Annotated in this window: 24 protein-coding genes and 2 tRNA genes; 12 read left to right on the top strand and 14 right to left on the bottom strand. The window is 69.7% G+C overall.

All coding sequences use genetic code 11. The features are described from left to right. Positions 1-18 precede the first annotated feature (18 nt). Positions 19-94, top strand: a tRNA-Lys gene (locus DFQ15_RS13770). Here DFQ15_RS13770 and DFQ15_RS17590 read toward each other — a convergent pair. Then, on the bottom strand, positions 78-230 hold the full coding sequence (locus DFQ15_RS17590) for a hypothetical protein (RefSeq protein ID WP_199399889.1): 153 nt from the start codon (positions 228-230) through the stop codon (positions 78-80). The genes DFQ15_RS13770 and DFQ15_RS17590 overlap by 17 nt on opposite strands. A gap of 113 nt (positions 231-343) precedes the next feature. Here DFQ15_RS17590 and DFQ15_RS13765 point away from each other — a divergent pair, with 113 nt between their 5' ends. Both DFQ15_RS13765 and DFQ15_RS13760 read left to right on the top strand, forming a co-directional pair. After that, positions 344-2,323, top strand: a complete 1,980-nt coding sequence (locus DFQ15_RS13765) for a helicase-related protein (RefSeq protein ID WP_199399888.1) — start codon at positions 344-346, stop codon at positions 2,321-2,323. Positions 2,324-2,482: 159 nt separating this feature from the next. After that, positions 2,483-2,737: a helix-turn-helix domain-containing protein gene (locus DFQ15_RS13760; RefSeq protein WP_110466532.1), complete on the top strand. Its 255-nt coding sequence runs from the start codon at positions 2,483-2,485 to the stop codon at positions 2,735-2,737. A gap of 247 nt (positions 2,738-2,984) precedes the next feature. Here DFQ15_RS13760 and ku read toward each other — a convergent pair whose 3' ends face one another. Further along, positions 2,985-3,854: a non-homologous end joining protein Ku gene (gene ku, locus DFQ15_RS13755; RefSeq protein WP_110466531.1), complete on the bottom strand. Its 870-nt coding sequence runs from the start codon at positions 3,852-3,854 to the stop codon at positions 2,985-2,987. A gap of 140 nt (positions 3,855-3,994) precedes the next feature. Between ku and DFQ15_RS13750 the strand changes: the two genes are divergently transcribed. From DFQ15_RS13750 to DFQ15_RS13740, 3 genes are all read left to right on the top strand, one after another. Continuing rightward, positions 3,995-4,324 carry a hypothetical protein gene (locus tag DFQ15_RS13750; RefSeq protein ID WP_146228752.1) on the top strand — a complete coding sequence of 110 codons (330 nt, stop codon included), beginning with the start codon at positions 3,995-3,997 and terminating at the stop codon, positions 4,322-4,324. 200 nt (positions 4,325-4,524) lie between these two features. Next, on the top strand, positions 4,525-5,685 hold the full coding sequence (locus DFQ15_RS13745; protein WP_110466529.1) for an SMP-30/gluconolactonase/LRE family protein: 1,161 nt from the start codon (positions 4,525-4,527) through the stop codon (positions 5,683-5,685). Between the two features lie 57 nt (positions 5,686-5,742). Next, positions 5,743-6,216 carry a hypothetical protein gene (locus tag DFQ15_RS13740; RefSeq protein WP_110466528.1) on the top strand — a complete coding sequence of 158 codons (474 nt, stop codon included), beginning with the start codon at positions 5,743-5,745 and terminating at the stop codon, positions 6,214-6,216. Between the two features lie 158 nt (positions 6,217-6,374). Here DFQ15_RS13740 and DFQ15_RS13735 read toward each other — a convergent pair. Further along, a tRNA-Ser gene (locus DFQ15_RS13735) sits at positions 6,375-6,464 on the bottom strand. A 16-nt stretch (positions 6,465-6,480) separates the two neighbouring features. After that, the gene (serS, locus tag DFQ15_RS13730; RefSeq protein ID WP_110466527.1) at positions 6,481-7,836 is read right to left on the bottom strand and encodes a serine--tRNA ligase; all 1,356 of its coding nucleotides are present in this window, start codon (positions 7,834-7,836) and stop codon (positions 6,481-6,483) included. A gap of 43 nt (positions 7,837-7,879) precedes the next feature. On the opposite strand from serS, the gene DFQ15_RS13725 reads away from it, so the two are divergent. Beyond that, positions 7,880-8,551 (top strand): CBS domain-containing protein, encoded by a 672-nt coding sequence (locus tag DFQ15_RS13725; RefSeq protein ID WP_110466526.1) that lies wholly within the window; start codon positions 7,880-7,882, stop codon positions 8,549-8,551. Here DFQ15_RS13725 and ispH read toward each other — a convergent pair. Both ispH and DFQ15_RS13715 read right to left on the bottom strand, forming a co-directional pair. After that, positions 8,548-9,543 carry a 4-hydroxy-3-methylbut-2-enyl diphosphate reductase gene (ispH, locus tag DFQ15_RS13720; protein ID WP_110466525.1) on the bottom strand — a complete coding sequence of 332 codons (996 nt, stop codon included), beginning with the start codon at positions 9,541-9,543 and terminating at the stop codon, positions 8,548-8,550. The two genes, DFQ15_RS13725 and ispH, sit on opposite strands and share 4 nt — an antisense overlap. Beyond that, positions 9,540-10,013, bottom strand: coding sequence for an FKBP-type peptidyl-prolyl cis-trans isomerase (locus tag DFQ15_RS13715; protein ID WP_110466524.1), 474 nt, complete (start codon positions 10,011-10,013; stop codon positions 9,540-9,542). Before DFQ15_RS13715 ends, ispH begins: the two co-directional genes overlap by 4 nt. Before the next feature lie 122 nt (positions 10,014-10,135). Between DFQ15_RS13715 and radC the strand changes: the two genes are divergently transcribed. Both radC and DFQ15_RS13705 read left to right on the top strand, forming a co-directional pair. Beyond that, the gene (radC, locus tag DFQ15_RS13710) at positions 10,136-10,813 is read left to right on the top strand and encodes a RadC family protein (protein ID WP_110466523.1); all 678 of its coding nucleotides are present in this window, start codon (positions 10,136-10,138) and stop codon (positions 10,811-10,813) included. Continuing rightward, the gene (locus DFQ15_RS13705; protein ID WP_110466522.1) at positions 10,810-11,499 is read left to right on the top strand and encodes a Smr/MutS family protein; all 690 of its coding nucleotides are present in this window, start codon (positions 10,810-10,812) and stop codon (positions 11,497-11,499) included. The genes radC and DFQ15_RS13705 overlap by 4 nt, the downstream gene beginning before the upstream one ends. Positions 11,500-11,571: 72 nt before the next feature. Here DFQ15_RS13705 and DFQ15_RS13700 read toward each other — a convergent pair whose 3' ends face one another. From DFQ15_RS13700 to apbC, 8 genes are all read right to left on the bottom strand, one after another. After that, positions 11,572-11,784 (bottom strand): hypothetical protein, encoded by a 213-nt coding sequence (locus DFQ15_RS13700; protein WP_110466521.1) that lies wholly within the window; start codon positions 11,782-11,784, stop codon positions 11,572-11,574. Continuing rightward, positions 11,781-12,185, bottom strand: coding sequence for an FKBP-type peptidyl-prolyl cis-trans isomerase (locus DFQ15_RS13695; protein WP_110466520.1), 405 nt, complete (start codon positions 12,183-12,185; stop codon positions 11,781-11,783). The genes DFQ15_RS13700 and DFQ15_RS13695 overlap by 4 nt, the downstream gene beginning before the upstream one ends. Before the next feature lie 279 nt (positions 12,186-12,464). Then, entirely contained in the window at positions 12,465-14,984 is a 2,520-nt protein-coding gene (locus tag DFQ15_RS13690; RefSeq protein WP_110466519.1) for an ABC transporter permease, read from the bottom strand. 162 nt (positions 14,985-15,146) lie between these two features. Next, positions 15,147-16,034 (bottom strand): formate dehydrogenase accessory sulfurtransferase FdhD, encoded by an 888-nt coding sequence (fdhD, locus tag DFQ15_RS13685; protein ID WP_110466518.1) that lies wholly within the window; start codon positions 16,032-16,034, stop codon positions 15,147-15,149. After that, complete coding sequence (locus DFQ15_RS13680; protein WP_199399887.1) at positions 16,031-16,357, bottom strand: hypothetical protein; 327 nt, start codon at positions 16,355-16,357, stop codon at positions 16,031-16,033. The genes fdhD and DFQ15_RS13680 overlap by 4 nt, the downstream gene beginning before the upstream one ends. Next, positions 16,354-18,702: an FdhF/YdeP family oxidoreductase gene (locus tag DFQ15_RS13675; RefSeq protein ID WP_110466517.1), complete on the bottom strand. Its 2,349-nt coding sequence runs from the start codon at positions 18,700-18,702 to the stop codon at positions 16,354-16,356. The genes DFQ15_RS13680 and DFQ15_RS13675 overlap by 4 nt, the downstream gene beginning before the upstream one ends. Positions 18,703-18,736: 34 nt before the next feature. Then, positions 18,737-20,371, bottom strand: a complete 1,635-nt coding sequence (locus DFQ15_RS13670) for an OFA family MFS transporter (protein ID WP_110466516.1) — start codon at positions 20,369-20,371, stop codon at positions 18,737-18,739. A 332-nt stretch (positions 20,372-20,703) separates the two neighbouring features. After that, complete coding sequence (gene apbC, locus DFQ15_RS13665; protein ID WP_110466515.1) at positions 20,704-21,798, bottom strand: iron-sulfur cluster carrier protein ApbC; 1,095 nt, start codon at positions 21,796-21,798, stop codon at positions 20,704-20,706. 165 nt (positions 21,799-21,963) lie between these two features. Between apbC and DFQ15_RS13660 the strand changes: the two genes are divergently transcribed. The 3 genes from DFQ15_RS13660 to DFQ15_RS17920 all read left to right on the top strand — a co-directional run. After that, entirely contained in the window at positions 21,964-22,941 is a 978-nt protein-coding gene (locus tag DFQ15_RS13660) for a hypothetical protein (RefSeq protein ID WP_146228751.1), read from the top strand. 67 nt (positions 22,942-23,008) lie between these two features. Then, positions 23,009-24,319 carry a hypothetical protein gene (locus DFQ15_RS13655; protein WP_146228750.1) on the top strand — a complete coding sequence of 437 codons (1,311 nt, stop codon included), beginning with the start codon at positions 23,009-23,011 and terminating at the stop codon, positions 24,317-24,319. A 232-nt stretch (positions 24,320-24,551) separates the two neighbouring features. Beyond that, a partial coding sequence (locus tag DFQ15_RS17920) for a cysteine peptidase family C39 domain-containing protein (RefSeq protein WP_233504528.1) occupies positions 24,552-24,790 on the top strand: 239 nt, incomplete at its 3' end.

Below are 24,790 nucleotides of genomic sequence, written 5' to 3'. Positions count from 1 at the left end.
ATTTCTCAGGTTTGAAGTGGGCTCTTAGCTCAGTTGGTAGAGCAGCGGACTCTTAATCCGTAGGTCGAGTGTTCGAGTCACTCAGGGCCCACCACCATTTCAAGCGCGACAGCGCTGGAAAGCCCGCTACCGCACAGGTGGCGGGCTTTTTTGTTCTGCGGCACGAACCGTGCATCGGCCTCCAGGCCCGGCAGCCTCCGATCGCCGCGTGCACTGTCGGCCCAGGCCAAGGTCCGGGCCCGGGCCATGGCCCGGGCTCGGCCCGGCGTGCAAACTTTTCGCCAGAGCCGAGAGCCTGCGCGCAACCCCGGCGTTCCATGCGCCCTTTCTGCCCACACATCCTGTGAACCAGCATTCCACACTCCCCACCCACCCTTCGGACGAACCCTCGGCCGAAGCCCTCGCCGCCCAGGTCAAGGAACTCAACGCCCTGCTGGAACGCAGCAAGGCGACGCTCGTCAAGACCGAATCCGCCGTCGCCTACAGCGTCAAGGGCGAAGTGGTCGTCGACGGCCTGCGGGTCCCGTATTCGCTGATCCCGGCGCAGGCGGTGCTGGCGCAGGTCGGCCGCTGGGTCAAGCTGCCGGCGTACAAGCAGGTGGCGCTGCTGGCCTCGCAGCTGAACGAGCGGGTGGCGGCCGACTTCGAGCGCGAGGTCGCCGCCTTCGTGATGAACGCGATCCGCCGCGCCGCCGACCGCGGCGTCGAGACCGGCGACTACTGCTGGGACGCCTTGCTGCGGCCCAAGGAACTGGCGCCGAAAGCCTTCGAACTGGCGATGGACCGGATCGAGGCCGCCGCCGGCCAGCGCACCGCCGACCTTGCAGCCGAGCGCACCCGCCAGTCGATCAACCTGGCGCAGTTCCCGGACACCTTCCATACCGCGGCCGGCATGCGCCGCAAGATCATCGCCCTGCTCGGCCCCACCAATTCGGGCAAGACGCACGAGGCGATGGTCGCGCTCCAGGCCGCCAAGTCGGGCGTGTACCTGGCACCGCTGCGGCTTCTGGCGCTGGAGAACTACGAGCGTCTGAAGGCGGCCAAGGTGCCGGTCGACCTGATCACCGGCGAAGAGCGCCGGATCCAGCCGGGCGCCACCCACGTGGCCAGCACCGTCGAGATGCTCGACACCCACACCCGGGTCGAGGTGGCGGTGATCGACGAGATCCAGATGCTGGGCGACAGCGACCGCGGCGCCGCCTGGACCGCCGCGGTGTGCGGCGTGCCGGCCGACACCGTCTACCTGGTGGGCTCCACCACCGCCCGCGCCGCCGTGGAATCGCTGGCGCGCCGGCTGGGCTGCGAATGCGAGGTGCGCGAGATGCAGCGCAAATCCAAGCTGTCGATGGGCGATAAGCCGCTCGACTCGCTGCGCCAGCTCAAGGCCGGCGACGCGGTGATCGCGTTTTCGCGCCGCGACGTGCTGCAGCTGGCCGAGCAGGTCGCGCAGGCGGGCTTCTCGGTCGCGACGATCTACGGCAACCTCTCGCCCGAAGTGCGGCAGGCGCAGGCCGAAGCCTTCCGCTCCGGCCAGGCGCAGGTGCTGGTCGCGACCGATGCGATCGGCATGGGCCTGAACCTGCCGATCTCGCGGGTGATCTTCACCACCGACACCAAGTACGACGGCACCGAGGACGGCCCGATCCCCACCTGGCTGGTGCAGCAGATCGGCGGGCGCGCCGGGCGCTTCGGCATGTCCGAATCGGGCACGGTGCTGGGCCTGGGGGGGCGGGTGCACAAGGCGATCAGGAAGCAGCTCACCGCCGCGCTGGAGCCGGTGGCGCGCACCGGCTTCTACGTCGCCCCGACGCAGGAGCATCTGCAGCAGATCGAGATGGTGACCCAGGAGAACCGCCTGCTGCAGCTGCTGACGCTGTTCCGCCGCAACATCGACGTGAACGACGTCTTCTTCGTGCCCACCTCGCTCACCGAGCAGCTCGACCGCGCCAAGTGGCTCGACGGCCTGCGCATGCCGCTCCACGAGCGCTTTCTGTTCTCGCTGGTGCCGCTCAGCACCCGGCTGCCCAAGTTCCAGGACCAGCTCTGGACCTGGGCCAACGCGGTGGAGCGCAAGCACCCGTCGACCATCCAGGCGGTGGGCCTGCGCGAGGGCCGCAGCTCGCTGCAGGACGCGGAAGACGCCTGCAAGATCTACTCGGCCTATGCCTGGCTTTCGCAGCGCATGCCCGCGCATTTCCCGGACGGCCCGGCGGCGGTGGAAATGGCGATCGAGGCCTCCGCCCTGGTCAACAAGGTGCTGCGCCAGCAGAACCGCGGCAAGAGCCGCCCGGGCAGGCAGAGCGCGGCCGGCCTGCTGCGCTGAGGCGCGGCCCGTCCGGGTGGCGGGCGTTCACCGCCCCGCCACCGGATGCCATCGCGCCGCGCTGCGCCCCGCACGACAGTGAATGCTATTAAAAACATAGCTACAGGTCGGCGCAGGATAACGGCTGGAGCCTCATACGATCTGAAAGACAATCCCGGCATGGCGCAAGGCAAACGAATCTCCGCGGACATCGGCAGCGATGCACTCGACACGGCCAGGGCGCTGGGTGCTGCGGCCAGACAGGCCCGCATCGCCGCCGGCGAAAGCCAGGCCGCGGCGGGCGCCCGGCTGGGGGTGCATGTGCAGACCATCGCCCGCATCGAGTCCGGCGAGCCGGGCGTGGCCGTGGGGCACGTCCTGGGGCTGCTGGCGCTCTACCGCATCGCGGTGCGGGCAGGGTCGGCCGGCGACTGACGGTTGCGATCACCCGCCCGCGGGACCCGCGCGGCTACGTCGAAGCGCATGACACGCTCTCAAGAAAACACGAGGACGCTCGCGGCAGGTGCCGGGCGACGCAGAAGCCGGGACGCAGTGGCTGTCGGCTTGCTCCAGGGCGTCGGCAGGCCCGTCCCCGGCGGCGACTTCGCAGCCCGATCGCCCGCCCGCCGTTCCCGGATCGGACAGCGCCGCAGCGCACGCGCCGGGACCGGGTGCCCAAGCCTCAGGCGGCCTTCTTCTGCGGCGCCTTCTTCGCGCGCGGGGACTTGGCGGCGGGCTTCTTCGCCGCGGGCTTGTCGCCGCCGCGCAGGCTGCGCTTGAGCAGTTCGGTCAGGTCGATGACCTCACCGCCGCTCTGCGGTGCCTCTTCTTGCGGCTGCAGCACCGTCTCGGTCTTGCCGGCCTTGGCCTTCTTCTCGACCAGTTGCATGACCTGGTGGCGGAATTCGTCCTTGAAGTCGTCCGGGTTCCAAGTGCCCGACATCTCGGACACGAGCTGCCTGGCCATCTTCAGCTCGGCCGCGCTCAGCCCCTTGGCGCCCTCGGGCGGCAGCTCCACCGAATCCAGCGTCTTCACCTCGTCGCCCCAGCGCAGCAGGTTCAGCACCAGGGCCGGGCCGGACGGCACCAGCGCGGCCAGGTGCTGCTTCGTGGAGATGACGACCCGCGCCAGGCCGATCTTGCCGGTGGCGATCAGCGTCTCGCGGAGCAGCGAATACACCCGGTCGCTCTTGCCCACCGGCGCCACGAAGTACGGCCGCTCCAGGAAGATGAACGGCATGTCGGCCGCGTCGATGAAGCGCTCGATGGCGATGGTCTGCGTCGTGCGGGGGAAGACGGCGTCGATCTCGTCGGGGCTGATGACGACGTACTTGCCCTCCTCGTACGCCACGCCCTTGACGATGTCGTCCTTGTCGATTTCCTTGCCGGTGCGCTTGTTGATGCGCTTGTAGCCCACCGGGTCCATCGTGCGCTTGTCGAGCCAGTCGAAATCGACGCCCTGATCCGTCGCGGCGGTATGCAATCCCACCGGAATGTGGACCAGGCCGAAGGTGATGGCGCCCTTCCAGAGCGTGCGGCTTCCAGTTGCCATGGTGTGTTTCCTTTGCCGAACGCCCGGCGGACACCGCAGCCTGGGCGAAATGGCGCGCCGCGCTGTAAGCGAAAGCACGCGGCCCGGGTAGGCAGCGAATGCCGGCGCTGCGCAGCGGCGCGTTCGGCTACGCTCCGCGCATGACACCCTGCCTACGCCACATCGCCGTGCATGCCGAAGAGCCCCACGCCGGACAGTTCGTCTGGGTGCTCTGCGAGCAGGCGGACACCACCACCTGGAACGAGATCCGGCGTGCCGACACCGCCTGCGGCACCTACGAGGAAGCGATGGCCGACGGTCTGCGCGCGCTGCAGGAGCTGGCGGACGACCCGGACACCGGGCCGCGCACCCGCAAGGCGGCGCGCACCGCCGAGCAGAACAAGCGCGGAGCCGACGGCCCCGGCGACGGCGCGCACCGCGAGGGCCCGCCGCACAGGGCATCCGTCTTCGGCTTCGGGCCCGCGCGCTGACCATGCGGCCGCGGCCGCGGCGGCTCGGTCGACCTCGACGTTCTTCGCCTTCACGATGCGGCGGTGGATAACGGCGCCGCGCCGGACGGTCCCAGCCCTGCGCGGCGCAGACGCCGACCTGGGCGGAAGGCGCGGGCTGACATGGGCGTCGACACCGGGCCTCTAGGGTGCAGGCTGTCGCAATCCCGAAGATATCCTCCATGTCGCCCTGCCTGCACGACCGTATCGCGGTCAAAACGATTCCCCTGGCCGCGTGCGCGGCAGCCCTCGCATTCCTGGCGGGCTGTGCCCAGACCGGCCCTTCCGTGAACCGCGAGAGCCCCGTCGCCGGCGTCAATACGCAAAAACTCCAGCTGATGGCCCGGTTCGACCACCAGGTGACGGGCGTGACCGTATCGCCCGGCGGCCGCGTCTTCGTCAACTTCCCCCGCTGGTCCGACGATGCCCCGGTGTCGGTCGCGGAAGTGCTGCCCGACGGCACCAAACGCGCCTATCCCGATGCCGAATGGAACGCGTGGCGCAACGCGCGCAAGGACGAGATGACGGCGAACGACCATTTCGTCTGCGCGCAGAGCGTGGTGGTCGATCGCCAGGGCTTCCTGTGGGCGCTGGATGCCGCCGCGCCGGCGCAAGGCCCGGTCGTGCCGATGGGCGCCAAGCTGGTGAAGATCGACCTGGCGACCGACCAGGCCGTCAAGACCATCCTGTTCGACGAGAAGATCGCGCCCCACGGGAGCTACCTGAACGACGTCCGTTTCAGCCCGGACGGCAGGAGCGCCTACATCACCGACTCCGGCGCGAAGGGCGCGCTCGTCGTGGTCGACCTGGTCCAGGGCACGGCACGCCGGGTGCTCGACGGCCATCCCGCGACGCAGGTGGACAAGACCGTGAAGGTGAAGGCCGACGGCCAGGTGCTGCGGCGCCCCGACGGCCGGGATGTGGCGTTCTCGGCGGACGGCATCGCACTTTCGCCCGACGGCGGCATGCTGTACTGGCAGGCCATCAAGGGCAAGACGCTCTACCGCGTGCCGACGGCGGCACTGACCGACATGGCGGCCCAGCCACGGCTTGCGTCGATGGTCGAGACGGTCGGCGAGAACGGCCCGGTCGACGGCATCCTGTTCGGCCGCGACGGGCGCCTGTTCCTGACCTCGCCCGAAGACGATTCGGTGAAGGTGCGCGACAACACCGGCGTGCGGGTGCTGGTGCAGAGCGCCTCGCTCCGGTGGCCCGACACCTTGTCGCAGGGACCGGACGGAAGCCTGTACGTGACGGCCTCGCGCATTCAGGACATGAACTGGTACAAGCCGGGCAGCCCCGCATCGCTGCCCACCACGCTGTTCAAGATCCGCAATCCCTGACAGCACGAGCGCGACGCGAACCCGTCGAAGAATCCACCGAACCCGAGGACCACCCCCATGAAAAACTACGGCCTGCTGTTCTCCGCCCTGATCGGCGCCGTCGCCAGTGCGCGCTCGATGACGCCGATGGCCACGCTGGCCGCTGCCCGTGTCCTGGGCAAGCCCACGCCCGGCACCCTCGTCCTGCTGGACAAACCCGTCTTCAAGTACGGTGCCCTGGCCATGGGCGTGGGCGAGTTGTTCGGCGACAAGATGAAAACCGCCCCGGACCGCACCGTCTTCCTGGGCCTGTTGGCCCGCGTGATGAGCGCCGGCATCGCGGGCGCCGCCCTCGCCCCACCGGAGCGGGAGCGCGCCGGTGCCGCCGCCGCGGTCGCTACTGCCGTGCCCCTCGCGTACCTGACTCTGGCCGGACGCAAGCGGGCCATGGCGAAGATGGGCCAGACGCGCAGCGGGCTGATCGAGGATGCGCTGGTCGTGGCTGCGGGCATCGCGGTGGTGGCGATCGCGTTGAAGAACGCCAACGATTGAGAGGCCTGCGTCTGCCCTGGCCGGTGGCCGATCCATTGCTGACTGGCGTGTCTCCACCTACCGGTGTACGAGCTTGCCGTCCAGCAACGACGGCAGCCTCGACGACTGCCAGCCAGAACGAAAAAAGCGCCCCGAGAGGCGCTTGTTTCTTATCTAACTGGCGGAGAGGGTGGGATTCGAACCCACGGTGCACTTTCATACACGCCTGATTTCGAGTCAGGTACATTCGACCACTCTGCCACCTCTCCAGTGTCGAAGCGAAGATCATAGCAGACCCGCGCCCGCCTTTTCGAGGTGCTGGGCCTTCAGCACCGCAAGATTGTTCAGGTACGGCCGCAGCGCTTCCGGCACGGTGATCGAGCCGTCGGCGTTCTGGTAGTTCTCCAGCACGGCCACCAGCGTCCGGCCCACCGCCAGGCCGGAGCCGTTCAAGGTGTGCAGGTACTCGTTCTTGCCCTGGGCGTTCTTGAAGCGGGCCTGCAGGCGGCGGGCCTGGAAGGACTCGCAGTTGGAGATCGAGCTGATCTCGCGGTAGGTGTTCTGCGCCGGCAGCCACACCTCCAGGTCGTAGGTCTTGGCGGCGCCGAAGCCCATGTCGCCGGTGCACAGGCTCACCACGCGGTAGGGCAGGCCCAGCGCCTGCAGCACCGCCTCGGCGTGGCCCACCATTTCGTCGAGCGCGGCATAGCTCTGCTCGGGGTGCACGATCTGCACCATCTCCACCTTGTCGAACTGGTGCTGGCGGATCAGGCCGCGGGTGTCGCGGCCGGCGCTGCCGGCTTCCGAGCGGAAGCACGGGGTGTGGGCGGTGAACTTCATCGGCAGGGCCGACTCGGCCACGATCTCGTCGCGCACGAAGTTGGTCAGCGGCACTTCGCTGGTGGGGATCAGGTAGAGCGCGGCGATGTCGGGCACCGGCTCGGCGTCCTGGCCGCCCTTGTTGGCGGCGAACAGGTCGCCCTCGAACTTGGGCAGCTGGCCGGTGCCGCGCATCGAGTCGGCATTGACGATGTAGGGCACGTAGCACTCGGTGTACCCGTGCCGCTGCGTCTGCAGGTCGAGCATGAAGGCGGCCAGCGCGCGGTGCAGCCGGGCCATCGGGCCTCGCATGACGGTGAAGCGCGCGCCCGCGAGCTTGGTGCCCATCTCGAAATCCAGGCCCAGCGGGGCGCCCAGGTCGACATGGTCCTGCACCTCGAAATCGAAGGTACGCGGGGCGGTGCCCCGCGGCGACCAGCGGCGCACTTCGACGTTGCCCGCCTCGTCGGCACCCACCGGCACGCTCTCGTGCGGCAGGTTGGGCACCGCCAGCAGCAGGGCCTGCAGGTCGGCCTGCAGCATCTCCAGGCGGGTGGCGGAGCTGTCCAGCTCGGTCTTGATCGCGGCCACGCGGGCCATCAGGTCGTCGGCGGGTTCGCCCTTGGACTTGCGCTGGCCGACCTGCTTGGAGACGCTGTTGCGCTCGGCCTGCAGCTCTTCGGTGCGGGTCTGCAGCGTCTTGCGTTCGGATTCCAGCGCGGTGAAGGCGGCGGCGTCCAGGAAGGTCTGGGCCGGCTTGCGGGTTTCCAGGCGGGCGATGACGGCGCCGAGATCGCGCCGGAGAAGGGTGATGTCCAACATGGGCCGATTGTAGTTTTGCGGCCCGCGGGCCCGGCGGGCTACGATGCGGGCTGCCCGCGCAGCCCTGCGCATCGACGACCGGAGCGACGCGACCATGTTCTACATCTACGGCCTGAACGGCCGCAGCTACAGCGGACCCGCCGAGGGCCTTGCGCCGGTGGAGCCGGTGCGCCGGGTGCAGGCGCCCGAATCGGTGCGGGTCTTCACCTCGCCGCAGGACGAGAACACGCTGTTCGCCGATCCGCGGCCCCGCGGCGGGCTGGCCCAGGATGCCGTGGCCGCCTACGCCCAGCAGGCCCAGCAGACGGCGGTGCCGCGGGTGGTGCGGCTGGTGTCGGAGCTGATGCAGAAGGACGTGGTGAGCGTGCAGGCCGACGCCCTGCTGGCCGATGCGGCCCAGTGGCTGGCCGACCACCAGATCGGCCAGGCGCCGGTGCGCGACGAGCAGCGGCAGCTGGTCGGCCTGCTGACCCGGGGCGTCCTGCTGCAGGCCGGAGCCGCCACGCCCGACGCCACGGTGCGCGCCCACATGGTCTCGCCGGTGGCGGCGGTGGCGCCCGACACCGACGTGCGCCGCGTGGCCCAGGTGCTGATCGACAGCGGCCTGCCCGGCCTGCCGGTGGTCGAGGCCGACGGCGCCCTCTGCGGCTTCATCGCGCGCGGCGACCTGCTGCGCGCGATGGCGACCGATCCGCCGCTCGATCTCTGGAGCTAGCGGGCCAGCGGAGGAACGGGCTCGTCCAGCCGCAGGCCCTTCGGCAGCGGGAACTTCACCGTTTCCTGGATGCCGTCCATCCGCCGTACCGATACCGCGCCGAAGGCCCGGATGCGCTCGATCACCTGCTGCACCAGCAACTCGGGCGCCGAGGCCCCCGCGGTCAGGCCGACGCGGGTCTTGCCGTCGAACCACCGTTCCTGCAGTTCGTCGGCCGAATCGACCATGTAGGTCTCGGCGCCCAGGCGCACCGCCAGCTCGCGCAGGCGGTTGCTGTTGGAGCTGGTGGGGCTGCCGACGACGATCAGCAGCTCGACCTGCGGGCTCATGATCTTCACCGCGTCCTGGCGGTTCTGGGTGGCGTAGCAGATGTCCTGCATCTTGGGCTCGCGCACCCCGGGGAACCGGGCGCGCACCGCGGCCGAGATCTCGGCGGCGTCGTCCACGCTCAGGGTGGTCTGGGTCACCACGGCCAGCTTCGCCGTCTGCAGGGGCCGCACCCGCGCCACGTCGGCCACGTCTTCCACCAGGTGGATGCCGCGGTCGAGCTGGCCCATGGTGCCCTCGACCTCGGGGTGGCCCTTGTGGCCGATCATGATGAACTCGTAGCCTTCCTTGGCGAGCTTGGCCACCTCGACATGCACCTTGGTGACCAGCGGGCAGGTGGCGTCGAAGATCGAGAAGCCCCGTGCCTCGGCCTCCTGCTGCACCGCCTTGCTGACGCCGTGGGCGCTGAAGACCAGCGTGGCGCCGGGCGGCACGTCCGACAGCTCCTCGATGAAGATCGCGCCCTTGTCCTTGAGGTCGTTGACCACGTAGGTGTTGTGCACGATCTCGTGGCGCACGTAGACGGGCGCGCCGAACTTGGTCAGCGCGTGCTCGACGATGTCGATCGCCCGGTCGACCCCGGCGCAGAAACCGCGCGGCTCGGCCAGCAGGATTTCCTTGACGGCGGCGGGCGGGCTCGCCTGCGGCAACGGCGTATCGCTCATAGAACCCCGATCAGGTGGACTTCGAAGGTCACCGGCTGGCCGGCGAGCGGATGGTTGAAATCGAACAGCACCGCCTCGGGCTCGACCTGCCGCACCGCGCCGGCATAGCTGCCGCTGCCGTCGGGCGTGGGGAACTGCACCACGTCGCCCACGTGGTACTGCTCGTCCGGGTCGCCCAGCCGGGCCAGCAGGGTGCGGGTCACCCACTGCTGCATCTCGGGGTTGCGCTCGCCGAAAGCGGCACCGGCGGGCAAATCGAAGCTGACGCGGGCACCCTCCTCCAGCCCGATCAGCCGGGACTCGACCACCGGCGACAGCTCGCCCGCCCCCATCGACAGCGTGGCGGGCTTGTCGGCGAAGGTGTTGATGATGTCGCCCCGCGGCCCCGCCAGGCGGTAGTGCAGCGTCAGGAAGGAGCCGGGCTGCACGACGGGCACGGCGGCGGAAGGAGAAGTGGGCGCAGAGGACATGGAGGTACCGATAAACTGGCCTCCATTGTAGAAACCCGGGCGCCCCCGCCACGGGGCGCGGGTTTGCCGCCCTGCCCGGCCGCCCGGTGCCGTCTCTGCCACGACCCGAACTCGCTGCCTCCATGCCCGTCAAAGACCTGCCCGCCGATGCGCGACCGCGCGAGAAATTGATCGCCCGCGGCCCTGCGGCGCTGAGCGATGCCGAGCTGCTGGCCCTGCTGCTGCGCACCGGCCTGCCCGGCAAGGGCGTGCTGGCAATGGCGCAGGAACTGCTCGACACCTTCGGCGGCGTGGCCGGCCTGCTGCACACCACCGCGGCCGACCTGCAGCGCATCAAGGGCCTGGGCGGCAGCGCCAAGCGGGCACAACTCGTCGCGGTGCTGGAGCTGTCCCGCCGGGCGCTGGCGCAGCAGCTACGCCAGCGCCAGATATTCGACACCCCGCAGATGGTGGGCGACTACCTGCAGCTGCACCTGGCATCGCGGCCGTACGAGGTGTTCGCGGTGATGTTCCTCGATGCGCAGCACCGGCTGGTGGCGATGGAGGAGATGTTCCGCGGCACCCTGAGCCAGACCAGCGTCTACCCGCGCGAGGTGGTGGTCCGGGCGCTGCACCACCATGCGCAGGCGGTCGTGCTCTCGCACAACCATCCCAGCGGGCAGGTGAGCCCGTCCCGTGCCGACGAGGCCCTCACCCGGACCCTGAAGGCCGCGCTGGCGCTGATCGACGTGCGGGTGCTCGACCATGTGATCGTCGCGCCCGGCCGGTCGTTGTCGATGGCCGAGGAAGGGCTGGTGTGACGCGGCGACCGCAGCAGCGCACCGCCCGCTTCACCGCCGCGTCGCTCCAGGACCTGGCGCCGTTGCGCCGCGCCCTGGCCGAAGACGCCGAGCGCCGCGCGGCCGAAGACGCCGCCCGCCGCGCCGCGCAGGCCCGCCGGCTGGCCGAGCGCGACATGTTCGCGATCGCCGCCGGCTCGGTGCAGCCGCTGCGCGACCGGGGCCGGGCACTGCTGGTGCCCGAGCCGCCGCCGCCGGTCGCGGTGCAGCACCTGCGCGACGAGGCCCGGGTGCTGCTGGAGTCGATCAGCGACGATTTCGACGTCAGCACCCTGCTCGACACCGACGACCAGCTGAGCTTTCGCCGCCCCGGCGTCAACGTCGACGTGACCCAGCGGCTGCGCAAGGGCGACTGGAGCATCCAGCGCCAGCTGGACCTGCACGGGCTGCGCATCGACGAGGCGCGCGAGGCGCTGGGCGACTTCATCCGCAGCGCGCACAAGCAGGGCCTGCGCTGCCTGCGGGTGGTGCACGGCAAGGGCCTGGGCTCGCCGGGCAAGACGCCGGTGCTCAAGGGCCGGGTGCAGGGCTGGCTGGTGCAGAAGAACGAAGTGCTGGCCTTCGTGCAAGCCCGGCCGGCCGAGGGCGGCGGCGGCGCGCTGGTGGTGCTGCTGCGGCCCGCCAAACGCAACGCGACGCACTTTTGAACGAAAAGTATTCGTAGTCTTCGCCGGAAGCCGACCTCCAGCTACACATTCGATAGCAAAGCGATTTTTAGTTCAGCCCGGGCCGACTTCGCCGAGCAGCGCCGGCCGCTCGCAAGGGCCGCGACGCCGCTCCGCTTGGTCGCCCGGGTAATGCAGCGCCTCGGCCACGCCGGGCAGCCGCCGCCGCGCCCACGGCTCGAACCACCGGCCCTCGGGCGTCGACTGCACGCTGCGGGTGCCGGCCCGCTGCGGCAGGTGCCGGCCCGCTGCCGGGCGGGGTCTCACTTGCCGACAACGTCGAGCAGTTCGATCTCGAAGGTCAGCGTGGCATCGGGCGGGATCACGCCGCCCGCGCCGCGCGAGCCGTAGGCGGTGGCCGGCGGGCAGACCAGCCGGGCCTTGCCGCCCACCTTCATCTTCTGCACGCCTTCGGTCCAGCACGGGATGACGCCCTTGAGCGGAAACGAGATCGGCTCGCCGCGCTTGTACGAGCTGTCGAACTCCTTGCCGTCGGCCAGCGTGCCCCGGTAGTGCACCTTGACCGTGCTGTCGGCCGTCGGCTGGGCGCCGGTGCCGACCTTCAGGTGGTCGATCTTGACGCCGGAGGGCAGCGCCTCGGCCCGGGCGGCCAGGGGCAGCACGCAGGCGGTGGAGAGCAACAGGGCGAGAGCGGTGGATGTCTTCATGGTGGCGGTGCGCAGGGGGCGCGGTGAAAAGCTGAGGAGGGCATAGGCTAACGGATGCGTGCCGGCGGCAGGGGCACGGCCTCGGACGGGCGTGCACCCGGTCTTCTCCGCCGATCCATGCGAAGAGGGTGTCGAAAGCGGGCTTGTCCTGGATCTGCATGGTAGGAAGCGGTTCAAAAATGAGAGCGCATGGCCGGGCATCCATGCGGCTTTCAGATGGAAAGGTGCCAGAACCTGCGTACGGCGCCGACCACCAGCTATCGAATTGATAGCATCGATTCAATCGGCCGCCCGCCGCAGCGTCTCGACCACCGGGCGGCGCAGCACGTCGCGCAGGCCCCACCAGCCGGCGGCCAGCGCCAGCACCGCGCCGGCCAAGGCGCCGGCCAGCGGCACCCAGGGCGACGCGGTCCAGGTGAAGTCGAAGGCGTAGCGGGCCAGCGCCCAGCCGACCGCCATCGCCACCGTGCTGGCCAGAAGGCCCGCGAGCAGGCCGACCCCGGCCAGCTCGGCGCGCTGCACCTGCCGCAGCAGGCTGGCGCGGGCACCGACGGCACGCATGATCGCGAACTCCTTGGCCCGCTCCTCGCGGGTGGCGGTGACGGCCGCGAACAGCACCACCAGGCCGGCGACCAGGGTGAAGGCGAACAGGAACTCGACCGCGCGGATCACCTGGTCCAGCACCCGCTGCACCTGCGCCAGGGTGCTGGAGAGGTCGACGTTGGTGATGTTCGGAAACCGGCGCACCAGCGCGTTGTCGAAGCCGGCGGTGGCCGGCGCGCGGTAGGCGGCCAGGAAGGTGGTGGGCACGTCGGGCATCTGCGCCACCGGGTACATCGCGAAGAAGTTGGCCCGCATCGAGCCCCAGTCCACCTTGCGCAGCGAAGTGATCTTCGCCTCGTTCTGCAGGCCGCCGATGTCGAAGCGCAGGGTGTCGCCCAGCTTCAGCTTCAGCGTTTCGGCCAGGCCCTGCTCGACGCTGATCGCGCCGGGCTCGTTGTCGATCCAGGTGCCGGCCACGGTCTGGTTGTGCGGCGGCTCCTCGGCGGCGTAGGAGAGGTTGAACTCGCGGTCGACCAGGCGCTTGGCGCGGTCGTCCGCATAGTCGGCGGGCGCCGTGTCCTTGCCGTTGATGGCGACCAGCCGGCCGCGCACCATCGGGTACCAGTCGTACTTCCGCACGCCGGCATCCTGCAGCGTTTTTTGGAACGCGTCGCCCTGGTCGGGCTGCACGTTGATGACGAAGCGGTCGGGCGCGTCGGCCGGCGTGGCCTGGCGCCAGCTGCCGATCAGGTCGGTGCGCAGCAGCACCAGCAGCACCAGCGCCAGCAGCCCGACCGAGAGCGCGCTGACCTGCACCACCGCGTACACCGGCCGGGCCGAGATCTGCCGCGTGGCCAGCACCAGCCAGCGCGGCGCGGTGACCTCGTTGACGCTGCGGCGCAGCAGCTGCACCGCCACCCAGGCCAGCGCGGCGAAAAGCAGCACCGCGCCGGCGAAACCGCCGACGGCGATCAGCCCCAGCTTCAGGTCGCTGCTGGCCGCCAGCAGCAGCGCGGCGAAGCCGGCCACGCCCACCGCCAGCACGCCGAGGGATGCGGGCTTCAAACCGCCCACGTCGCGGCGGATCACCCGCAGCGGCGGCACCCGGGCCAGCTGCAGCACCGGCGGAAGCCCGAAGGCCAAGAGCAGCGTCAGCCCCATGCCGACGCCGAAGGCCACCGGCCAGAGGCCCGGTGCCGGCAAGGCGCTGTCGACCAGGCCGGCCAGCAGCGCGATGAAGACGTAATGCACCGCGAAGCCGATCGCCACGCCCAGCGCGCTGGCGAACAGGCCCACCAGCGCGAACTCGAAGCTGTAGCCGCGCGCGATGGTGCGCTGGCTCTGGCCCAGCACCCGCAGCATCGCGCAGTCGTCCAGGTGGCTGGCCGCGAAGCCGCGCGCGGCCAGCGCCACCGCCACCGCCGACAGCAGCGCGGCCAGCAGGGAGACGAGGCTGAGGAATTTCTGCGCCCGGTCGAGCGTCTGGCGCATCTGCGGCTCGCCGGTTTCCAGCGACTCCACCCGCATGCCGTGCACGCCGGGCCGGGCCACCGCCGTCTCGGCCCAGGCCGAGAACGCCTTGACCTGCGGATCGGCGCCGGCCACCGCCAGGCGGTAGGTGAGGCGGCTGGCGGGCTGCACCAGCCGGGTCGCGGGCAGGTCGGCCGCGTTGATCATGACCCGCGGGGCGAAGCTCAGGAAGCCGGCGCCGCGGTCGGGCTCGATCGCCAGCACGCGGGCGATGCGGAAGGCCTTGTCGCCCAGCAGCAGGGTGGCGCCCATCGGCAGGCCCAGCGCCTCGGGCACCGAGCCGTCGACCCAGGCCTCGCCCGGGGCCGGCACGGCGCGGGTGGCGGTGTCGGCACCGCCCGGCGCATCGGCCACCCGCAGGCTGCCGCGCAGCGGATAGGCCGCATCGACCACCTTCAGCGCCACCAGCTTGCTGGCGCCGCCCGCGGCATCGGATGCGCGGCCCATGGTGGGGAACGACACGGTGGTGCTGGTCTGCAGCCCCTGGGCGCGCGCCTGCTCGGTGAACGCGGCCGGCGGCGGGTTGTCGCCGACCACCACCGCGTCGCCGCCCAGCAGCTGGCGCGCATCGCGCTGCAGCCCGCCCTGCAGCCGGTCGGCGAAGAAGCCGACCGAGGTGAGGGCCGCCACCGCCAGGGTGACGGCGACGATCAGCAGGCGCAGCTCGCCTGCGCGCAGGTCGCGGCGCAGGGTGCGCCAGCCCAGGCCGAAGAAGGATGTGTCCATGGCCGCGGACCTTAGCGCAAAAGGCAGCGGGGCCCGCCGGGGCGGGGCTTTGCGGACAGCCGGCCGGTGCGGGCTCCGGAATGCGAGAGAAAAGTAGCCGCCGCCGGCGTTTTACGCCGACCACCAGCTATTATTTTTATAGCAAATCGACGGGAGAAGCGTTCAGCCGCCACCGGCATAGCGCAGCGCCCGCGGCCCACGGCACAGGCCCCAGAGCTGCATGCCGGCCTGCCGTGCGATGCCGATCGCCAGCGCGGTGGGCGCCGAGATCGTCGCCAGCACCGGCACGCCCAGACGGGCGCATTTGCGGGCCAGTTCGTAGCTGGCGCGGCTGGACATGACGACGAAGCCCGGCGTGCCGAGCCGCCCGTCTTCGGCCAGCCGGCCCAGCAGCTTGTCGAGCGCGTTGTGCCGGCCCACGTCCTCCAGCACGTCGGTCAGCGTGCCGTCGGGCCGCGCCCAGCCGGCGGCATGCAGCGAGCCGACCTGCGCGTTGAGCGGCTGCAGCGCGGCCAGGCCGTCGAACGCGGCCAGCACGGTGCGGGCGTCGAACGCGGCCAGCCAATCGGGCCGCGGCACTTGCTCGGGCACCAGGTCGAGCGCGGCCAGGCTGTCGATCCCGCAGACGCCGCAGCCGGTGCGGCCCACCAGCGCCCGGCGGCGCTCCTTCAGACGGGCGAAGGCGCGGCTGGCGATCTCCAGGTGCACCTCCACCGCCGGCGTCTCCGGGTCGCCGCCCCCGTCGGGGGCGGGCGCGCAGTCGGCCCGCCGGGTCTCGACGCCGAAGCATTCGGCGCGGGTGTCGAGGATGCCTTCGCTCAGCGCGAAGCCGAGGGCGAAGGCCTCCAGGTCCTGCGGGGTACACATCATCACCGCGTGGGAGATGCCGTTGAAGACCAGCGCCACCGGCACTTCGTTGGCGACCCGGTCCTCGTCGTCGGCGCAACACACCGCGCCGGCCTCCAGCCGCTGGCGCTGCACCTGCGCCGGCAGCAGCGCGGGCGGCAAGGCGGTGCCGTCGGGCGGGAAGGTCGGGGTGCGGTCGGTCATCGGTCGGACTCGGCAGGCGGGTCGGGCACGCCATCGTCGCCGCCCTCGGCCTCGACCAGCCGCCGCACCGCCTCGACGCCGGGCGCCAGCAGCCGCACCATCCACCGCTCGCCGTCGTGCGCCATCTCCACCCAGCCCGGCCCTTGGTGGCTGCCGATGCGGGCGCTGCCCATCATCGCCAGCGCGCGCATCACCACGCTGGCCTCCCGCTGCAGCCGCTTGCCGAGCCAGGGCACCGAGGCGGCCTCGCCCGCCGGCTTCTCGGCCAGCGTCAGCAGCAGTGCCGCGGCCAAGCCTTGCGGCAGCGCGCCGTCGCCGCTCAAGCCGTGACCGCCGCGGCCTCGCGGGTGGAGCCGGTGTCGGCACCGGCGCCGTCGGCCTGCCCCGCATGGTGCGGCACCAGAACCACCGGGATGGACTTCGAGGTCGGCGTGCCGGCCGCCAGCGCCACCGACTCCAGCGGCACAAGCGGGTTGGTCTCGGGGTAGTAGGCCGCCAGGCAGCCGCGCGGAATGTCGTACTGCACCAGCTTGAACCGGTCGGCGCGGCGCTCCTGGCCGTCGTCCCAGACGGTCTGGATGTCGACCCAGTCGCCGTCCTTCAGCCCCAGGGCGCGGATGTCCTCGACATGGATGAAGACGACGCGGCGCTGGCCGAAGACGCCGCGGTAGCGGTCGTCCATGCCGTAGATGGTGGTGTTGTACTGGTCGTGCGACCGGGTGGTGCCCAGGTTGAACACGATGGTGTCGGTGATCCGGGCGCGGGCCTTGTGCACCGGCGTGTCGGTGGGCAGGGCGTGCGCGTAGAAATTGGCCTTCCGCGTGGCGGTGGCCCAGACGCGCTCGGCGGCGGTGTTGCGCAGCTTGAAGCCGCCCGGCACCGCCACCCGGGTGTTGAAGTCCTCGAAGTCGACGAACACCTGCTCGATCAGGTCGCGCACCCGGTCGTAGTCGGCCACCACACCCGGCCAATCGACGCGGCTGCGCGCGCCGAGCGTGGCGTGCGCCAGGCGGGCGACGATGGCCGGCTCCGACAGCAGGTGCTCCGACGCGGGCGGGTTGATGCCCTTCGAGATGTGCACCATGCCCATCGAATCTTCCACCGTCACGCCCTGCGCGCCGCTGTCCTGCATGTCGATCTCGGTGCGGCCCAGGCACGGCAGGATCAGCGCTTCCTTGCCGTGGATGACGTGGCTGCGGTTGAGCTTGGTGGTGACGTGCACCGTCAGGTCGCAGTTGCGCAGCGCCTTCCAGGTCTCGAAGGTGTCGGGCGTGGCCGAGGCGAAGTTGCCGCCGAGGGCGAAGAAGGTCTTGCCGCGGCCGTCGCGCATCGCCTGGATCGCCTCGACCACGTCGAAGCCGTGCGCGCGCGGCGCCTGGAAGCCGAAAACCTGCTCCAGCTTGTCGAGGAGCGCCGCCGGCGGCTTCTCCCAGATGCCCATCGTGCGGTCGCCCTGCACGTTGCTGTGGCCGCGCACCGGGCACGGGCCGGCGCCGGGACGGCCGATGTTGCCGCGCAGCAGCAGCATGTCGACGATCAGCTGGATGGTGGCGACCGAATGCTTGTGCTGGGTGATGCCCATGCCCCAGCAGACGATGGTGCTTTCGGCGTCGCGGTAGAGCTCGGCGGCCTGGCGGATCTGCTCGCGCGACAGGCCCGATTCGGTCACCAGCGCGTCCCAGTTCTCGGCGCGCAGGTCGGCCAGCAGCGCATCGACGCCCTGGGTGTGCTCGGCGATGAAAGCGTGGTCGAGCACCGGCTGGCCGGCGTCTTCCCACTCGACCAGCTGCTTCATCATGCCCTTGACCGCGGCCAGGTCGCCGCCGACCTGCAGCTGGAAATAGTGGGTGCTGATGGGCGTGGAGCCGAGCGTGGCCATCTCCATCTTGCTCTGCGGGTCCTGGAAGCGCTCCAGGCCGCGCTCGCGCAGCGGGTTGAAGCTGACGATCCTGGCGCCGCGCTTGTGCGCCTCGCGCAGCTCGCCCAGCATGCGCGGATGGTTGGTGCCGGGGTTCTGGCCGAAGATGAAGATCGCGTCGGCACGCTCGAAATCGTCGAGCTGCACCGTGCCCTTGCCCACGCCGATCTGCGGCCGCATGCCGCTGCCGCTGGGCTCGTGGCACATGTTGGAGCAGTCGGGGAAATTGTTGGTGCCGTACTCGCGCACGAACAGCTGGTACAGGAAGGCCGCCTCGTTGCTGGCCCGGCCCGAGGTGTAGAAGATCGCCTGGTTGGGGTCGGGCAGGCCGTTGAGGTGCCGGGCGATCAGGGCGAAGGCGTCGTCCCAGTCGATCGGCAGGTAGTGGTCGGTGATCGCGTCGTAGACCATCGGGTGGGTGAGTCGGCCCTGGTCTTCGAGCCAGAAGTCGCTCTGCCGCGCCAGCTCGGCCACGCTGTACTTCGCGAACAACTCGGGGCCGGCGCGGCGGGCGGTGGCCTCGGCCGCGACGGCCTTGGCGCCGTTCTCGCAGAACTCGAAGGTCGAGGCATGGTTGCGGTCGGGCCAGGCGCAGCCGGGGCAGTCGAAGCCGTCGGGCTGGTTGGCCGAGAGCAGCGTTTTGGCGCCCTTGATCGCGATGTCCTGCCGTTGCAGGGCGCGACCCACGGAGCGCAGTGCGCCCCAGCCGCCGGCGGGGCCTTTGTAGAACTCGATTTTCTGTTCGCTCATCGTGGACTCCTTGCGCCCCTCGGGCGCGCTCGCGCTAGCCGAAGAATTTGGCCGCGCTCAACAAAGTTCGATATACACCCCATGCCAGCGGCAAGCCTACTGCAGCCCAGACCAGTGCCACCAGCACGGGGCTGGTGGCGCCGCCGGAGGCACCGCTGCCGGTGCCGACCTCGGACGCCGCGGCCTTCTCGTGCGCCAGCTTCTTCTCGACGGCCAGTTCGTCGTCGGTCATGAACCACCTGTCGGCCAGGGGACGCACCAGCAGGTTGGCGATGAAGCCGATCACCAGCATGCCCACCAGGATGTACATGGTCTGGTTGTAGACCTGCTCGCGCGCAATGCCCAGGCCCAGCTGGTACTCGCGCATGTAGTTCACCACCACCGGGCCCAGGATGCCGGCCGTGGCCCAGGCCGTCAGCAGGCGGCCGTGGATCGCGCCGACGAACTGGGTGCCGAACAGGTCGGCCAGGTAGGCCGGCACCGTGGCGAAGCCGCCGCCGTACATCGACAGGATGATGCAGAAGGCGCCCACGAAGAGCAGCTTGTTGCCCGCGCCGGCCGAGCCGGGGATGCTGGCGTACAGCAGGCCGCCCAGCACGAAGAAAATCGCGTAGGTGAGCTTGCGGCCCAGCTTGTCGGAGATGCTGGCCCAGAAGAAGCGGCCGCCGATGTTGAACAAGGAGAGCAGCGCGGTGAAGCCGGCGGCGATCACGCCGATGGCGGCCAGTTGCGGCTTGTCGAGGTCCGAGTAACGGGCCTGCACGTGGACCAGCGCGCCGCCGAAGACTTCCTGCAGCATCGGCGAGGCCATGCCGATCACGCCGATGCCGGCGCTGACGTTCATGCACAGCACGATCCAGATCAGCCAGAACTGCGGGATGCCCCAGACCTTCGTCACATGCACGTGGCGCTGGGTGATCATCGCGTTGGCCGACGGCGGCGGCGGCGTCCAGCCGGCGGGCTTCCAGCCGGTGGCGGGCACGCGGTAGAGCAGCGCGCCGGCCATCATGAAGACGAAGTAGATCGCGGCCATCGACAGGAAGGTGGGCGCCACGCCGACGTCGGTGGGCGTCGAGAAGATCTTCAGCAGCTCGGCCGCGAGCGGAGAGCCGATCATCGCGCCGCCGCCGAAGCCCATGATCGCCATGCCGGTGGCCATGCCGCGGCGGTCGGGGAACCACTTGATCAGCGTCGAAACCGGCGAGATGTAGCCCAGCCCCAGCCCGATGCCGCCGATCACGCCCGAGCCCAGGATCATCAGCCAGAACTGGTGCAGGTGGATGCCGATGGCCGACAGCGCCATGCCGCCGCACCAGCACAGGGCCGACACCACGCCCGCCTTGCGCGGGCCGGCACGCTCCAGCCAGCCGCCCCAGATCGCCGCCGAGCAACCGAGGAACACGAAGAACAGGGTGTACATCCAGCCGAGGGTCGCGATGCGCCAGTCGCAGCCGCTGGCGAACAGTTCGGCGAAGAAGCTCATGTCCTTGCCGCAGGCCTGCGCGCCGTCGCCCTGGGTGGCCAGGGCCTTCGACAGCGGCAGCCAGAACACCGAGAAGCCGTAGGCCATGCCGATGCACAGGTGGATCGCCAGAGCGGCCGGGGGTACCAGCCAGCGGTTGAAGCCAGGGCCGGCAACGGTGCGTTCCTTGTCCAGGAAGTTCGCCATATGTTCTTTCTCCTCGGTGGGACCCGCATCTCAGCGGGCCGGATTTTTCGGTGCGCGAGTGTCTGGCGACATGAATCCCGGGTCCGATTCGATCTGAAAATGGCCCGATTCAGAAACTGAATCCATTTTATACCGGATGTAATTCGACGGGCAGCAGGCAGAGGGGGATGCCCGCAGGCTGCCCTAGGGCCACGCGGCGCCGCTGTCGCCATGGCACGGGCCGCCGCCGAGGATCGCGCCTCGGCAAGGGCCGCGACGCCGCGGGCGCCTGCCCGCGGGACCCACCCTTCGGGAAAGCCGGGCAGAGGCCCGGCTACCGCGGGCACGGTGCATCAGGTGTCCTGGCTCACCGTGATGGTCGGGAAACGCGCCGAGAAATCCTTGCCGCGGCCGGCCAGCGCCACCGCCACCTTCAGCCCGATGTCGCGGTAGGCGGCGGCGTGCGGTCCGTCGGGCGCGGCGGCCACGGTCGGCGTGCCGCCGTCGGCCTGCAGGCGGATATCGAGCGCCAGCGGCAGCGCACCCAGGTAGTCCATGCCGTACTCGGCGGCCAGCCGCTGGCCGCCGCCCTCGCCGAAGATGTGCTCGGCATGGCCGCACTGGCTGCAAACATGCACCGCCATGTTCTCGACCAGGCCCAGCAGCGGTACGCCCACCTTCTCGAACATCTTCACGCCCTTGCGCGCATCGATCAGCGCGATGTCCTGCGGCGTGGTGACGATCACCGCGCCGGCGATCGGCACCCGCTGGCTCAGGGTGAGCTGGATGTCGCCGGTGCCGGGCGGCATGTCGACCACCAGGTAGTCCAGGCCCTTCCAGTTCGTCTGCCGCAGCAGCTGTTCCAGCGCCTGCGTGGCCATCGGGCCGCGCCAGACCATGGCCTGGTCGGGCTCGACCAGAAAGCCGATCGACATCACCTGGATGCCGTGGGCGATCAGCGGCTCCATCGTCTTGCCGTCCTCGCTGGCGGGCTTCCGGCCGGCGATGCCCATCATGGTCGGCACGCTGGGGCCGTAGATGTCGGCATCCAGCAACCCGACCGTGGCGCCCTCGGCCGCCAGCGCCAGCGCCAGATTGGCGGCGGTGGTGCTCTTGCCCACCCCGCCCTTGCCCGAGGCGACCGCGATGATGTTCTTCACCTCCGGCATCGGCTGCAGCCCGCGTTGCACCGAATGGGCCACGACCTCGGTGCCGAAGCGGATCGCCACCCGCTCGACTCCCGGTACCGCCAGCACCGCGGCCGTGAGGGCCGCGCGCAGCGCCGCATGTCGGCTGGCCGCCGGATACCCCAGCACCACCCGGAAAGACACCTGCGCGCCCTCGACCACCAGGTCCTGGACGGCCCGGGCCGTGAGGAAGTCTTTGCCGGTCCGGGGGTCCACGACCTGTCGCAAGGCCTCGCGCACGGTCTGTTGGGAGAGGGTCATGGGGAAATGGGAAGCTATCGCCGCAAAGTAATCGGGCAGGAAAGTCTAGCGGCTCCCAGGTCGGCGACGAAGGCCTGCGGAAAACGCGACATCCACGGCAAAAACCATCTCGGTCCGTGATGCCCGCTGTTACGCTGCACACCCTCGCAACCAGACATCAAAAATATGTCCATCTCCTATCTTCGCACTTGGTCCACCGCGTTGGCTTTTTGTGTTGCCGGTAGCGCTCAGGCATTTATGCCGGCGCCGGGTCTGTGGGGCATATCCGCCGAATTGAACGGCTCGCCGGGCCGCGGTTTTCAAATCGAGGTGGAAAACGAAGTGGCGGTGCTGTCTTACTACGGCTACCGTGCCGATGGCAGCAGCGTGTTCTATAGCGCCGTGGGCCCGATCAAAGACAACCGCTTCTCGGCACCGCTGATGGAATACCGGGGCGGCACACCGCTAGGTGCGGGCTTCCGCAATGGCACGGAGGCCGGCTCGCCCGGCACGGTCACGCTGGATTTCCGCACCGGCAAGAGCGGCACGATCACGCTGCCGGGCGAAAGCCCCAAGGCCGTGGTGAAGTTCAGCTTCGGCTACCCGCCGACACCGGAGGGTTTGTTCGGCACCTATCTGTTGACCTACGTCGGCCCCAACTTCGTCAATTCGGATTTCTACTCGCTCACCCGCGCGCTCGGTTCGGGCACGTCGACGGGTAGCGGCATCGCCGTCAATCCGGCCGGCAACTTCGGATGCGAGAACCAGACCAGCGGCGCGCTGGCCGGCAGCATTCTGTGTGTAGAGGCCAACAATTCGCCCAACGACGACTACTACTCCTTCAAGATGTCGGGCGACCGAGGCGCAGGCGTGGGCACGTGGCAAGCGGTCCAACAGACCGCGTCGTATTCCTTGTTCGTCACCCGCACCCACACCCGTACCGGGCGTCCCACAGGCATCAATGACAGCACGCCTTCCAGCCTCGACCTGCAGCTTGCGCCGCTGCAGGAAAATCCATCCCCATCGAACGCCCATGGCGACGCCGCCCGGCAGCAAGCCGCTTATCGGATCCAATCCGCGGACGTGACCCTGACCGACGAAGAAACGCGGGCCTTCGCTGCCTGGCGCCAGGACGCGCAGTCTCTGCTGCGGTCGGCCCGCTGAGGCACCGCGCGGCGGGGGCTCGGTGTCCCCGCCATCCTGATCGAACAGGCACCTCGACCCGATGCGCATGAACGCGGACTCGCCCGCCAGCACTGCGGAGCGCCCACCATGGCGATCCCTCGGGACCGTGGCGCTGGCAGGGCTGGTCGGTGCATATCTGGTGCGCACCTGGGGCGGCTATCCGATCTGCCGGATGGACGAGCACCACTGGGCGTTCATCGCGCGTGCCGTGCAGCAAGGCATAGACTGGCCCGTGTCCGGACCGCTCCACTTCTGGACACTGCGGCAGCTCATGCACTTCTCGGACATGTCCCCCGACCGTGCGCTCGCGGTGCTGGGCATGGTGTCCGTGCCGTTGATCCTGGCCGTGCTCTGGGCCGGCTACCGCATGCTGGGCATTACCCGGCCGGCCGATGCGCTGCTCTGTCTGGCGACCAGCACCTATTTTTTGGCTCCCCTTCTGGAAAGCCGGCCCCAGCAGTGGGGCCAGGCGCTGGTGTTTCTGCATCTTTGCCTATGCCTGCGCGCGCTGCGGGACCAGCGACCTTCGTGGCCTTGCATGGTGCTGGCGCCCCTGGTCGCCCTACTGCACATCCTGTCCTTCGCGATCCTGGCGGTCGCGTCATTCGTCCTGCTGGCCGGGGCCTACCTGTCCGGCACACGAAACAGGGCAGGTTTCGCAGGCCCCGTCGTAGGCCTGTCGCTGGGCCTGGTGGTGTTCGTGGTGCCTGGAACGCCTTATGGCGCCATGCTGGCCGACATCCGCCACAGCCAACTGCTCCTCACGCCCTCTGCCGGCATGGTCGCGGGCGGTGCGGCAGTCGCTCTGGCCGTGCTGCTGGCACTCGCCAAGCCGGCATGGCCTCGGCTTGCCCCGGCCGGCCGCCACGCCCTGGAGATACTGGACCGCCATCCCCGATGGGTCCTGGGACTGCTGCTGCTGCCGGCCGCCGGTGCGCTTGGCATGCAGGCGCTGCTCCTGCCGCCCGACGCCTGGAAACCCTACAAGAACCAACCCGCGCTTTTCTTCGTCGCCCAGGCAGGTAATCTGTTGTTTTTGGCTCTTGCTTTGCGCGGCACGGGAGTGGCACGTGTCCACTGGCTTGCCGGAAGGGGCCGGCCGATGCTGCAAGACCTGCTCGGCCTGGCGTCGGCAGGCGGCGTGCTGGCAGCATTGGCGCTGGTCGGCTCGTTCTGGCTGCGGGATACCAACTGGATGCTGCGCGTGTTGAACTACGCAGTCCTGTGGGCTGCTCCGCTGGCGGCACTGGGCATCGCCGACAGCCGCCACACCGCCAGGCTCCGGATCGCATGTTGTGCGGCGGGGGCCGTCAGCCTGGTGGCCACGGTACGCCCGCCCCTGCTGTTCCAGTGCTGAACCGAGCCGCAGGAACGACGCCCCACGAAACCGGCTTCAACACGCGCCGGGTCGGGCTCTGCACTTCCAAACTTACATCGGCCTTACCGCGATTGTAAGTAATTATTATTGTGGCGACGACCACACAATCTCCACGAATCCCGCGCGCATCCGCCATCTTTCTCTAGTGCCCTATTCGATTAACGATTAACTTCGCCCGTCTATTTACACAAGCGACACAAGCTTGCGGGGAATGTCGATGGCGGACGAAGGTACTGGATCGGGTGTTGAGAGCGAGTCGGCAGACGAGGTCACTGGTAATCGCCCGGCATTTTCAGGTAGCACGCTAACAATATCGCGCCGAGACCAGGCACTGGCCGTTCTCTGCACCATCGCGCGCATTCACCAGATAGCAGCCGACCCTGCAACGCTCGCCCACCAGATGGGCTTTCTCCCTTCCGGCGAGCTGTCGTCCTCGGACATGCTGCGGGC

This window comes from Xylophilus ampelinus, from assembly GCF_003217575.1.
GTDB lineage: Bacteria > Pseudomonadota > Gammaproteobacteria > Burkholderiales > Burkholderiaceae_C > Xylophilus > Xylophilus ampelinus.
This window is presented reverse-complemented; position numbering and strand designations above follow the sequence as displayed.